The organism is uncultured Stenotrophomonas sp. (genome assembly GCF_945952405.1).
Classification (GTDB): Bacteria; Pseudomonadota; Gammaproteobacteria; order Xanthomonadales; family Xanthomonadaceae; genus Stenotrophomonas.
This window is the reverse complement of the sequence record NZ_CAMFIA010000022.1, coordinates 61,385-72,671: the sequence shown is the minus strand read 5'-3', so window position 1 is coordinate 72,671 and position 11,287 is coordinate 61,385. Positions and strand designations below refer to the sequence as shown.

11 protein-coding genes and 1 pseudogene are annotated in these 11,287 nt (G+C 66.2%); 10 read left to right on the top strand and 2 right to left on the bottom strand.

Annotation, left to right across the window (positions count from 1 at the left end):
- The 8 genes and pseudogenes from Q0P60_RS17820 to Q0P60_RS17785 all read left to right on the top strand — a co-directional run.
- Nucleotides 1–455 (top strand): annotated as a pseudogene (locus tag Q0P60_RS17820) (hypothetical protein); the annotation flags it as partial.
- Nucleotides 456–464: 9 nt separating this feature from the next.
- Nucleotides 465–1,814: an XVIPCD domain-containing protein gene (locus Q0P60_RS17815; RefSeq protein ID WP_294996689.1), complete on the top strand. Its 1,350-nt coding sequence runs from the start codon at nucleotides 465–467 to the stop codon at nucleotides 1,812–1,814.
- Between the two features lie 235 nt (nucleotides 1,815–2,049).
- On the top strand, nucleotides 2,050–3,015 hold the full coding sequence (yegS, locus tag Q0P60_RS17810; protein WP_294996686.1) for a lipid kinase YegS: 966 nt from the start codon (nucleotides 2,050–2,052) through the stop codon (nucleotides 3,013–3,015).
- A gap of 275 nt (nucleotides 3,016–3,290) precedes the next feature.
- Nucleotides 3,291–4,766, top strand: coding sequence for an anthranilate synthase component I (gene trpE / locus Q0P60_RS17805; RefSeq protein ID WP_294996683.1), 1,476 nt, complete (start codon nucleotides 3,291–3,293; stop codon nucleotides 4,764–4,766).
- A gap of 108 nt (nucleotides 4,767–4,874) precedes the next feature.
- Nucleotides 4,875–5,462 carry an aminodeoxychorismate/anthranilate synthase component II gene (locus Q0P60_RS17800; protein ID WP_294996680.1) on the top strand — a complete coding sequence of 196 codons (588 nt, stop codon included), beginning with the start codon at nucleotides 4,875–4,877 and terminating at the stop codon, nucleotides 5,460–5,462.
- 16 nt (nucleotides 5,463–5,478) lie between these two features.
- Nucleotides 5,479–6,510: an anthranilate phosphoribosyltransferase gene (trpD, locus tag Q0P60_RS17795; protein WP_049401667.1), complete on the top strand. Its 1,032-nt coding sequence runs from the start codon at nucleotides 5,479–5,481 to the stop codon at nucleotides 6,508–6,510.
- Nucleotides 6,511–6,584: 74 nt separating this feature from the next.
- The gene (gene trpC / locus Q0P60_RS17790) at nucleotides 6,585–7,379 is read left to right on the top strand and encodes an indole-3-glycerol phosphate synthase TrpC (RefSeq protein ID WP_294996676.1); all 795 of its coding nucleotides are present in this window, start codon (nucleotides 6,585–6,587) and stop codon (nucleotides 7,377–7,379) included.
- Nucleotides 7,376–8,092 (top strand): haloacid dehalogenase-like hydrolase, encoded by a 717-nt coding sequence (locus tag Q0P60_RS17785; RefSeq protein ID WP_294996673.1) that lies wholly within the window; start codon nucleotides 7,376–7,378, stop codon nucleotides 8,090–8,092. The genes trpC and Q0P60_RS17785 overlap by 4 nt, the downstream gene beginning before the upstream one ends.
- A 122-nt stretch (nucleotides 8,093–8,214) precedes the next feature.
- On the opposite strand, the gene Q0P60_RS17780 is transcribed toward Q0P60_RS17785, so the two are convergent.
- Both Q0P60_RS17780 and crp read right to left on the bottom strand, forming a co-directional pair.
- A complete protein-coding gene (locus Q0P60_RS17780; protein WP_294996670.1) occupies nucleotides 8,215–8,976 on the bottom strand; it encodes a sulfite exporter TauE/SafE family protein in 762 nt (253 codons plus the stop codon).
- A gap of 160 nt (nucleotides 8,977–9,136) precedes the next feature.
- The gene (crp, locus tag Q0P60_RS17775) at nucleotides 9,137–9,826 is read right to left on the bottom strand and encodes a cAMP-activated global transcriptional regulator CRP (RefSeq protein ID WP_294996667.1); all 690 of its coding nucleotides are present in this window, start codon (nucleotides 9,824–9,826) and stop codon (nucleotides 9,137–9,139) included.
- Between the two features lie 149 nt (nucleotides 9,827–9,975).
- On the opposite strand from crp, the gene speD reads away from it, so the two are divergent.
- Nucleotides 9,976–10,770 carry an adenosylmethionine decarboxylase gene (gene speD / locus Q0P60_RS17770; RefSeq protein WP_005411315.1) on the top strand — a complete coding sequence of 265 codons (795 nt, stop codon included), beginning with the start codon at nucleotides 9,976–9,978 and terminating at the stop codon, nucleotides 10,768–10,770.
- 168 nt (nucleotides 10,771–10,938) lie between these two features.
- Entirely contained in the window at nucleotides 10,939–11,259 is a 321-nt protein-coding gene (sugE, locus tag Q0P60_RS17765; RefSeq protein ID WP_057497538.1) for a quaternary ammonium compound efflux SMR transporter SugE, read from the top strand.
- Nucleotides 11,260–11,287 lie beyond the last annotated feature (28 nt).

Below are 11,287 nucleotides of genomic sequence, written 5' to 3'. Positions count from 1 at the left end.
CGGCACGGTCGGATGGTACCTGGCCGGACATGGTGCTGATCGGCTTCCGCACCGGCGGCCCCAAGGGGCGGCCGGACATCAAAGGCGGGGACCATGATTATCTGGATTTTGAAAAGATCCCTTTGAGGGTGCAGTTGTGGCGGATCGAGGGGGCTCAGCGCATTCCGGTGACCCTGCTGGAACAGCGTCTGGGCAGGGCTAGCGACGACACCTATCCCTTCGATCAGAACACCTCCCATGTCTTCACCAGGCACGGGGGCATGAGCATCGATGCCGAGACTCTGGAGGCCCAGGGCCGCTTCAACATGGACTTTGCTTACTTGAACAACGAGATCGCGATCATTTCCCCAGCACTGCCCGGGCGCTACCACCTGGAGGTGGAAAGCCTGCAGGACCACCCGCAGATCCGCCATCTCGATTTCGAGCTGCTGGTTGGCTATTTCCACTACAAGTAGGCCGTGTCCATGAGCAACCGTTTTGCCGACTGGCATCCGCATACGCGCAAGGAAGAGCCGGTCTATACCGTCACCCTCTACCTCGCCGCACCAGGTACGCTGATCAAGCAGGCCGGGAAGGAAGATCATCAGTCCAGTGCCGGGCATGTCTACTATTCGATCAGTAATGGCAGGGCAAGCACGGGCTATGGATTTTCTCCCATAAGGACCGGCATCCGCGGCCCGGGCCAAGTGGTCAAGGGCGAGCACGAGTCGTATGAGCAGCCGGCCTATTCGCGCACGATGGAGATCAGTGCTGCGCAGTACCGTTCGTTGAGGGAGTACGGCGACGCAGCCGTGGTCGGGCAGCAGCGCTTCTTCAATCTCTACTACAACGGCAAGACCAACAGCTGCATCGACTTCGTCTGGATCGGCCTGAACCGGGCCGGGCTGCATACCCAGCTTCCCGTGGCCAATGGTGAGAAGGCCACGATCAGAAACTTCGAGGGGGCGGTGAAGGTGCTGGAGAACATCGAGCGGATCCGCAGCATTCCAGCACCTGTTCCCGACAGTCCATTGAACAGGGAAGAGCACAATCCGCTTCCGGAGAACCGCAGCTGGCTGCACAAGCGGCTGACCGAGCGTGACCCCGAGGCATGCGCGGTGCCACCGGTGCCGGACTCGCTGAAGGACCCGGCGCATCCGGGCCACCCTGGCTATTGCCGGGCGCTGGTGGCGGTTGGCCGGATGGAAGTGGCCGAGGGCATCGACCGCGGTGGCCACAGCGAGCAGTTGGCGGCGGCGGTTGCTACGCGGGCCGAGCGCGAAGGAGTGGGGATGTCCGAGTTGCAATTGACCCTGGCCGGCAGGGGCGAAGTGCAGGTGACGGCACTGTCGGCCACCGCACCGGCGCGCATGTTCGCGCTCGACAGCACACAGGCGTTGCGCCAGTCCGTGCAGCAGCACAGCGACGACTGGCGTGCTGCCCCCGAGCTGCGGGAGCGGACGCTTGCCCGTGATGCCGAGGCCACGCAGATGCTGCCGCACCTGCCGGCGAGCGATCGCAGGCTGTTCGAGCACATCCGTGAGCAGGTGCCGGCCCAGTTGGGGGATGGCCATGTGCTGGACGCCACTATCGCCGCGCGCGAGGCCGGTATCCGCCACGCCAACGAGTTGGGCAGCGTGACGCTGTCCGGTGAACGCCTGTACCTGGCGGGAACCACGCCGGGGTTCCGCGCCACGGTCGATGTCAGCCAGCCGGCACCACCAGCACAGGAGATCCTGCAGCGCGGTGTCGAGCTGGACCAGCAACTGGCGTGGCAGCAGGCGCAGGACATGCAGCAGCCGGCACATCCTGCGCTCGGTCCGCGCATGGGGTGAGCGGGCTCCGTCGCTGGCCTGCGCCGGTTGCGGCATGGCTGGGCCCGCCGGCAAAAAAAAGGCCACGCCGATCACTGGCGTGGCCCTGCTGCATGCGTGGGAGGCTGATCCTGCCTCCATCCGTCGTCCCTGCTATGACGTCCTATTCTGCGGTAGATGAATGACACCTGCGTGACATTCACCGGTGGCAAACAAGGTGTTGCTAGCCTGAGCGCCCCCTCACTGGATGCACTGCATGACAACCCCGCGCTGGCGCCTGATCCTCAATGGCAAATCCGCAGGCGACGAGGCGCTGCGCGACGCGGTCGGCGAGTGCCGCGAACAGGGCGTGCAGCTGGAAGTGCGGGTGACCTGGGAGGACGGTGATGCCGAGCGCTACGTGGCCGAGGCCATCGACCACGGAGTGGATGTGATCGTGGCCGCAGGGGGCGATGGCACGCTCAGCGCGGTAGTGGAAACCCTGGCCCATCGCGAGGAACCGGCGGACAGGCTGCCATCGCTGGCGCTGGTTCCGATGGGGACGGCCAATGACTTCGCCACTGCGGCCGGCATTCCGACCGAGCCTGGGCAGGCGTTGGCGCTGATCGGGCAGGTGCGGCCCCAGGCCATCGATCTGTTGCGTGTGGATGCCGATGGCACGCCCTGGTGGTGTGCCAATCTCGCCAGTGGTGGCTTCGGTACGCAGGTGACGGTGGAGACCGACGCGGGGTTGAAGAAAATGCTCGGTGGGCTGGCCTATGTCATCACCGGTATCGCCAAGCTGGGCCGCATCGAACCGATCGCGGCGCGCCTGTCCGGCCCGGATTTCGCCTGGGAAGGCGATTTCATCGCGCTGGGTATCGGCAATGGTCGCCAGGCCGGCGGTGGCCAGCAGTTGTGCCCGCAGGCGCTGATCGATGATGGGCTGCTGGATGTGACGGTGCTTCCCGAACTGGAAGGTGAAGTCACCGCGACCCTCGGCCAGATGTTCAAGTCGGGTACCCAGGCCGCGCTGGAGCAGCTGGCCACGCGCGCGCGGCTGCCGTGGCTGCAGATCGCGTCCGAGCGCCCGCTGACGCTCAATCTGGACGGCGAGCCGGTACAGGCCCGCCGGTTCCGCATCGATTGCGTGCCGGGCAGGGTGCGCATGCACCTGCCGACGGGGTGCCCGTTGCTGCGGGGTGCCTCCCACCAGGAAGGTGCCACCGCCGACGGGCGGTAGCGCCGGCTGCTGGCCGGCTCGCGTGATGCGGCGTTTTACGCCATCGGAACCGGGAGCCGTGGACGCGCGGTCGACGCGACTGCCGGTCGTGGCCGGCCCCGGGCGTCGCGTGGTTCAGTTTCACGGGGTTCCCCTGCCGCCCCGGCTGCGATACAGTCAAGGGGTGTCCAGCCTGACGACCCCGCATACCCTTTCTTCCGCACGCCGTTGGTGGCGATGGTGGCCCGTTGCCGTCGTCCGCCCCCATAACGCTGTGTCCCGGAAGGAAAGTCGTCTTGAACTCGCACGCTCAGTTTCAGCTGCAGGCCGCTGAAGGCCACACCCATATTCCCGTCGTCCGCGAAGTGCTGTCCGACCTGGACACGCCGCTTTCGGTCTACCTGAAGCTCGCCGACGGCCCCAATACCTACCTGTTTGAATCCGTCGAAGGCGGCGAGCGCTTTGGTCGTTACTCGATCATCGGTCTGCCGGCACGCCGCGTGTATGCCTTCCACGGCCACACGCTGACCGTGCGCGAAGACGGCCAGGTGGTGGAAACACGCGAGGTCGCCGATCCGTTCGCCGAAGTCGAGGCGCTGCGCAGCGCCCATTCGGTGCCGAAGCTGGAAGGCCTGCCCGGCTTCACGGGTGGCCTGGTCGGCTGGTTCGGTTTCGAGTGCATCGGTTACATCGAACCGCGCCTTGCCACGCCGGCGGGCCGCGATGAACTGGGTACCCCGGACATCCTGCTGCTGCACTCCGATGAGCTGGCAGTGTTCGACAATCTCAAGGGCCGGCTGTACCTGATCGTGCATGCCGATCCGCGTAGCGACGGTGCATTCGAACGGGCGCAGGCGCGCCTGGATGCGCTCAGCGCCAAGCTGCGCGCGCCGGGTGCGGGTTATCCGGCGCCGCTCAACAGCGATGTGCTGGACGAGTCCGATTTCGTGTCTGGTTTCACCCGCGAAGGCTTTGTCGATGCGGTCCAGCGCAGCAAGGACTACATCCGTGCCGGCGACATCTTCCAGGTGGTGCTCAGCCAGCGCCTGAGCGTGCCGTTCAAGGCGCGCCCGGTGGATGTGTACCGCGCGCTGCGCGCATTGAACCCATCGCCGTACATGTATTTCCTCGACGTCGGCGACCTGCAGGTGGTCGGCTCCTCGCCGGAAATCCTGGTGCGGTTGCAGGACGGGGAAGTGACCGTGCGCCCGATCGCCGGTACCCGCCCGCGTGGCGCCACCGCCGAGCAGGACCTGGCGCTGGAAGCGGAACTGCTGGCCGATCCGAAAGAGCGCGCCGAGCACCTGATGCTGATCGACCTGGGCCGCAACGATGCCGGTCGCGTGTCCAGGGCCGGTACCGTGGAAGTGGGCGAGCAGTTCGTGATCGAACGCTACAGCCACGTCATGCACATCGTCAGCGAAGTGACCGGACAGCTGCAGCCCGGGCTGAGCTACGCCGACGTGCTGCGCGCCACGTTCCCGGCCGGCACGGTCAGCGGCGCGCCGAAGATCCGCGCGCTGGAAGTGATCCGCGAGCTGGAGCCGATCAAGCGCAATGTCTACGCCGGCAGCATCGGCTACATCGGCTGGCATGGCGATGCCGATACCGCGATCGCGATCCGCACTGCGGTGATCAAGGACGGCCGCCTGTACGTGCAGGCCGGCGCCGGCATCGTCTACGACTCGGACCCGGACAAGGAATGGGACGAGACGATGAACAAGGGCCGTGCGCTGTTCCGCGCCGTCGCCCAGGCGGCCAAGGGCCTGTAAGCCTTCCTGTGCCGTGGCTCGCGCCGCGGCACCTTCCGCTGTACCCGGACCCCTCCCTGCGCGGCACCGACGTGTACGCCAACTCCTGACAAGCGACGGAACCCGACCATGTTGTGGATGATCGACAACTACGACAGCTTCACCTACAACCTCGTGCAGTACCTGCAGACGCTGGGTGCCGAGGTGAAGGTGGTGCGCAACGATGCGATGAGCGTGGATGAGATCGCCGCGCAGAAACCCGAACGCATCGTCATCTCGCCCGGCCCGTGCACGCCCAACGAAGCGGGCGTGTCGCTGCAGCTGATCGAGCGGCTGGGCCCGACCACGCCGATCCTCGGCGTGTGCCTGGGCCACCAGGGCATCGGCCAGGTCTACGGCGGCACCGTGATCCGTGCCGGCAACATCATGCACGGCAAGACCTCGCCGATCCGCCATGAAGGCAAGGGCGTGTTCGCCGGCCTGCCGGACCGCTACCAGGCCACCCGCTACCACTCGCTGGTGGTGGACAAGAACCGCCTGCCGGACTGCCTGGAAGTCACCGCCTGGACCGAGAACGACGACGGCTCGATCGAGGAGATCATGGGCCTGCGCCACCGCCAGTTCCCGGTCGAAGGCGTGCAGTTCCATCCCGAATCCATCCTCACCGAACACGGCCACGCCCTGCTGCGCAATTTCCTGCAGCGTCCGGCGGCCTGATCCAAGGAGCATTCCCATGAGCTTCTCCCCCCAGGAAGCCCTGCAGCGCACCATCGAGCACCGCGAGATCTTCTTCGACGAGATGGTCGACCTGATGCGGCAGATCATGCGCGGCGACGTGTCGCCGATGATGACCGCCGCCATCCTCACCGGCCTGCGGGTGAAGAAGGAAACCATCGACGAGATCGCGGCCGCCGCCACGGTCATGCGTGAATTCGCGCTGGCGGTGCCGGTGGCCGATACCACCCACCTGGTCGATATCGTCGGCACCGGTGGCGATGGCTCGCATACCTTCAACATCTCCACCTGCGCGATGTTCGTGGCCGCCGCGGCCGGCGCGCGCGTGGCCAAGCACGGCAACCGCAGCGTGTCGTCCAAGTCCGGCAGCGCCGATGCGGTCGAAGCGCTGGGCGCGGCCATCGAACTGCAGCCGGCCCAGGTGGCCGCGGCGATCGAGCAGACCGGTATCGGTTTCATGTTCGCGCCGATCCACCACCCATCGATGAAGGTGGTGGCACCGGTGCGGCGCGAAATGGGCGTGCGCACCATCTTCAACATCCTTGGCCCGTTGACCAACCCGGCCAGCGCGCCGTCGGTGCTGATGGGCGTGTTCCACCCCGATCTGGTCGGCATCCAGGCGCGCGTGCTGCGCGAGCTGGGTACCGAGCGGGCCATGGTGGTCTGGGGCCGCGACAACATGGACGAGATCTCGCTGGGTGCCGGTACCCTGGTCGGCGAGCTGCGCGACGGCAAGGTGCGCGAGTACGAGATCCACCCGGAAGACTTCGGCATCGCCATGTCGGCCAGCCGCAACCTGCGGGTGGACGGTCCGGAGCAGTCCATCGCCATGCTGCGCGCGGTGCTGGACAACCAGCCCGGCCCGGCGCTGGACATCGTGGCGCTCAACGCCGGTGCCGCGCTGTACGTGGCTGGCGTGGCCAGCGACATCGGCGACGGCCTGGCCCGGGCCCGGGCCGCGATTGCCAATGGCAGCGCCCGCCAGCGCCTGCAGCAGTATGTGGAGACCACCCGCGCGCTGGTTGCCTGAGCGCGCGGTTCAGCCTGACCCCATCGATGGCCGATAATGGCCGTCCTCACCGCCCCCGCACCGAACCGAAGACGATGAGCGACATCCTGCAGACGATCCTGGCCCGCAAGGCCGAAGAAGTGGCCCAGCGCCGCGCCCAGCGCCCGCTCGAAGAGCTGCAGGCCGCCCTGGCCAGCGCCCCGCCGGTACGTGGCTTCGTGCGCGCACTGCAGACGGCGGTGGCCAACGGCGACCCGGCGGTGATCGCCGAAGTGAAGAAGGCCAGCCCGTCCAAGGGCGTGATCCGCCCGGATTTCCGCCCGGCCGACATCGCCGTCAGCTACGAGTTCGGTGGCGCCAGCTGCCTGTCGGTGCTGACCGACGTGGACTTCTTCCAGGGCGCGGACGCCTACCTGCAGCAGGCCCGCGAGGCGTGCACGCTGCCGGTGCTGCGCAAGGACTTCGTGATCGATGCCTACCAGGTGTACGAGGCGCGCGTGCTCGGTGCCGACTGCATCCTGCTGATCGTCGCCGCGCTGGACGACACCCAGCTGGCGACGCTGTCCGAGCTGGCGCTGTCGCTGGGCATGGACGTGCTGGTGGAGGTGCATGACATCGACGAACTGGAGCGTGCGCTGCAGGTGCCGGCGCCGATGATCGGCATCAACAACCGCAACCTGCGTACCTTCGAAGTGTCGCTGCAGACCACGCTGGACATGCAGCAGGCGGTGCCGCGTGACCGCCTGCTGGTCACCGAGAGCGGCATCCTCGGCCCGCAGGACGTGGCGCTGATGCGCGATGCCGGCATCCATGCGTTCCTGGTCGGCGAAGCCTTCATGCGCGTCGAAGAGCCGGGCGAGGGCCTGCGTCAGCTATTCTTCGCGGCATGACAACGCACTATCCAACGCCGCGCGAGGATGCGCCGCTGGTGGTCTTCGACTTCGACCACACCCTCTACGACGGCGATTCGGGCACCCATCTGTTCGCCTCGCTGATCAAGCGCAATCCGCTGCGGATGCTGGCTGCGCTGCTGGTCACGCCGATCGCCGGGCCGATGGTGGCGATGCTGCCGACGCGTCGTGCCGGCATCTCGGTCTACGTGTGGATCGGCAGCTTCGGCCTGCACCGGGCGCGTGATTTCAACAAGGTGATCGACGCCTACGTGCTGCGCAACGAGGCGCAGATGCGCGCCAAGCTGCTGCCGCAGGCGCTGCAGGTCTTTGCCGCGCACCGTGCCAAGGGTGACCGCGTGGTGGTCGCCACCGGCGCGCCGCCGGAACTGGCACGCGCGATCCTGGCCTTCGTTGCCCACCAGGACGTACCGGTGATCGGCACCGAGGTCGGTCCGCGGCTGGGTGGGGTCGGCCCGACCCGCCATTGCCACAATGAAGAGAAGATGCGCATGCTGCGTGAGCGTGGCTATGGCGACATCGATATCGCTTATTCCGACAGTACGGCCGATCTGCCGCTGCTGCTGGCAGCCAAGGCGCCGGTGGTGGTGAACCCGAAGCCATCGCGGGTGGAGTTCTTCCGCCGCGTGCTGCCGGCCGGCACCCGCATCCTCAACTGGGGCTGCGTCGACCGCGCTGGCGACAAGGCGTAACGGGCAACCCCGGCCGCTGGCCGGCAACCTCGCACGCGCTTCCACGGCTCATGAGGCTGCCGGCCAGCGGCCGGCACTACCGGATCCTTCGCTGCCAGCGCCGGGCCATGCCCGGCGGACAGTCAGCGATACAGGTGCGCGTACACCGCATGGCCGATCTGGAACAGGCTGATGCCCAGCACCAGCACGCCGACGGCCACCAGCACCCAGCGCTCCTTCACCTTCTTCACCAGGATCGCGGCCACCGGCGCGGCCATCATGCCGCCGATCAGCAGGCCGGCGACGATCTGCAGGTGCTGCACCCCCATCGACAGCAGGAAGGTGGCCGAGATGGTCAGGGTGACGATGAATTCGGCCGCGTTGACGGTGCCGATGGTGGTGCGCGCCTGGCCGCCACGGGCGAGCAGGGTGGAGGTGGCCACCGGTCCCCAGCCGCCACCGCCGCTGGCGTCCAGCAGGCCGGCGAAGAAGCCCAGCACCGGTACCCGGCGGATCTCGCCCTTGGGCATCCAGCGTCCCGCGGCGCGGGCCAGGATGATGATCGCCAGCACCAGCAGGTACAGATAGATCAGCGGGCGGATGATCTCGCCAGGAATCTGGGTGAGGACGTAGGCGCCGACCGCGCCACCGACCGCACCGGGCAGGGCCAGGCGCAGGAACAGTCGTTTATCGACATTGCCGGCTGCAAGGTGCGACACACCCGAGGCACCGGTGGTGAACACTTCAGCGGTGTGGATGCTGGCGCTGACCTGGGCCGGGGGCAGCCCCATGCTCAGCATCACCGATGAAGACACCAGGCCGAATGCCATGCCCAGCGCGCCATCGACCAGCTGTGCGCCGAGGCCGATGAGGATGAACCACCAGAATTCGCTGCTCAGCTCCATGCCCCCAGCCTAGCGGATGCGGGCGCACAGGCGCCGTGTAGAGCCGAGCCTGCGCTCGGCTGCCGCAGCTGCGGGGATGCCGGTCATGCGTCAGCCGGGCGTGGGCCCGGCGCTACAGGTGCACACCGCCGGGCCCGGCCCGGCGGTGGAAACACGACAATCAACGGGTGCCGTACAGCACCACGGTCTTGCCGCGTGCATGCAGCAGGCCGTCGGTCTGCAGCTTCTTCAGCACACGGCCGGCCATTTCGCGCGAGCAACCGACCAGGCGTGCCAGTTCCTGGCGCGAGACGCGCAGCTGGCTGCCCTGCGGATGCGTCATCGACTCCGGTTCCTGGGCCAGGTCGTGCAGGGTGCGCACGATCCGATCGGTAACGTCCAGGAATGCCAGGCGGCTGGCCTTGCGGCTGGTGTCGAGCAGGCGCTTGGAGATCTGCTGGCCCAGCGCATACAGCAGGCGCGGGGCATCGGCCGACAGCGGGCCGAGGAACAGCTGGTGCAGGCGCTCGTAGCTGATCTCGGCAAGCTCGCAGGCGGTACGGGTGCGCAGGATCACCTCGCGGCGGTCCGATTCGACGAACAGGCCCATCTCGCCGACGAACTCACCGGCACCGAAGTAGCCCAGCACCAGCTCGCGATCGTCATCTTCCTCGGCCATGATCGAAACCGAGCCGCTGACGACGTAATACAGGGTTCCCGCCGGGTCACCGGGTCGGAAGACATCGGTACGGGTGGGATATCGCCGCCTGTGGCTGTGCGCCAGGAAACGATCAATGGTGGCGATATCCAAGGCCAGTGGACTGCTAGCTAGGCGCACGGTTGACACGATAGGGGCGCTCCCTCTGCGCATGAACGGATTCACGGGGTCGATAGCGGAGCTTAACCAGCGCAATTGTTAAGGGCAAACAGTGTGCCAGAACTCTTGCGTCTTCACGTTCCCCCCGGGGACAGTTTGCCCCATAATTCCCCCTTTCCCTTCTTACACAGGAATCGACCGCCGTGGTCAAGCCGTTGCCTCGCCTGAGGCTGCAGGGTTTCAACAACCTCACCAAGGCGCTGAGCTTCAACATCTATGACGTGTGTTACGCGCGCACCGAAGAGGAGCGTCAGCGTTACATTGAATACATCGATGAAGAGTACAACGCCGACAGGCTGACTCAAATCTTGACCGATGTCGCCGAGATCATCGGCGCCAACATCCTGAACGTGGCCCGCCAGGACTACGACCCGCAGGGTGCCTCGGTGACCATCCTGATCTCCGAAGAACCGGTGATCGACAAGAAGCTGGCCGGCAAGGAGCTGATCTCCGACGCCGTGGTCGCGCACATGGACAAGAGCCACATCACCGTCCACACCTACCCGGAAACCCATCCGCAGGAAGGTATCGCGACGTTCCGTGCGGACATCGACGTGGCTACCTGTGGCGTCATTTCGCCGCTGAAGGCCCTGAACTACCTGATCGAGAGCCTCGAGTCGGACATCGTGATCATGGACTACCGTGTCCGTGGCTTCACCCGCGATGTGAAGGGCAAGAAGCACTTCATCGACCACAAGATCAACTCGATCCAGAACTTCCTGGCCAAGAACATCAAGTCGCGCTACGAGATGTTCGACGTCAACGTCTACCAGGAGAACATCTTCCACACGAAGATGCACCTGAAGGACTTCGACCTGGACCAGTACCTGTTCGAGGAAAAGGCCAAGAACCTGTCGTTCAAGGAACGCATGAAGATCGAAGCGCTGCTGAAGCGCGAGATCGAAGAGCTGTTCCACGGCCGGAACCTGTCCGAGTAAGCCCCATGCGCGATGCCCGCAGGCATCGCCGCCCAGGCGGGACGACCCGCCCCGTGGAACTGGTGTCGCGTATGCGATATGGTTCCACGGTGATGTACCGACCCACGGCCCGGTGTGAAAACACCGGGCCGTTTCGTTTTTTTCAAAAAAGGTAAGGAGCCCCCACCCATGCCCTGGATCTACCTGCTGCTGGCCGGCCTGTTCGAGATCGGTTTCGCCCTCGGAATGAAGTACTCCGAAGGCTTCAGCAAACCCCTGCCCACCGTCGCCACGGTGGTGTCCGCCCTGATCAGCCTGTACCTGATGAGCCAGGCGATGAAGAGCATTCCGGTCGGCACGGCCTATGCGATCTGGACCGGTATCGGCGCCCTGGGCGTGGCGGTGCTGGGCATCTACCTGTTCAACGACAGCGCATCGCCGGCCCGGCTGGCCTGCGTGGGGCTGATCGTGGCCGGCGTGATTGGCCTGAAGCTGGTCTCGCCGAACTGAAAGGCGGCCCGACGGCCCGACGGCCCGA

Bases quoted from the DNA above. Each gene is read 5' to 3' on its own strand.
- trpD (WP_049401667.1), top strand. From the start codon at position 5,479: ATGAGCTTCTCCCCCCAGGAAGCCCTGCAGCGCACCATCGAGCACCGC.
- crp (WP_294996667.1), bottom strand. From the start codon at position 9,826: ATGCGCAGAGGGAGCGCCCCTATCGTGTCAACCGTGCGCCTAGCTAGC.
- sugE (WP_057497538.1), top strand. From the start codon at position 10,939: ATGCCCTGGATCTACCTGCTGCTGGCCGGCCTGTTCGAGATCGGTTTC.
- trpC (WP_294996676.1), top strand. From the start codon at position 6,585: ATGAGCGACATCCTGCAGACGATCCTGGCCCGCAAGGCCGAAGAAGTG.
- Q0P60_RS17785 (WP_294996673.1), top strand. From the start codon at position 7,376: ATGACAACGCACTATCCAACGCCGCGCGAGGATGCGCCGCTGGTGGTC.
- Q0P60_RS17815 (WP_294996689.1), top strand. From the start codon at position 465: ATGAGCAACCGTTTTGCCGACTGGCATCCGCATACGCGCAAGGAAGAG.
- Q0P60_RS17800 (WP_294996680.1), top strand. From the start codon at position 4,875: ATGTTGTGGATGATCGACAACTACGACAGCTTCACCTACAACCTCGTG.
- yegS (WP_294996686.1), top strand. From the start codon at position 2,050: ATGACAACCCCGCGCTGGCGCCTGATCCTCAATGGCAAATCCGCAGGC.
- Q0P60_RS17780 (WP_294996670.1), bottom strand. From the start codon at position 8,976: ATGGAGCTGAGCAGCGAATTCTGGTGGTTCATCCTCATCGGCCTCGGC.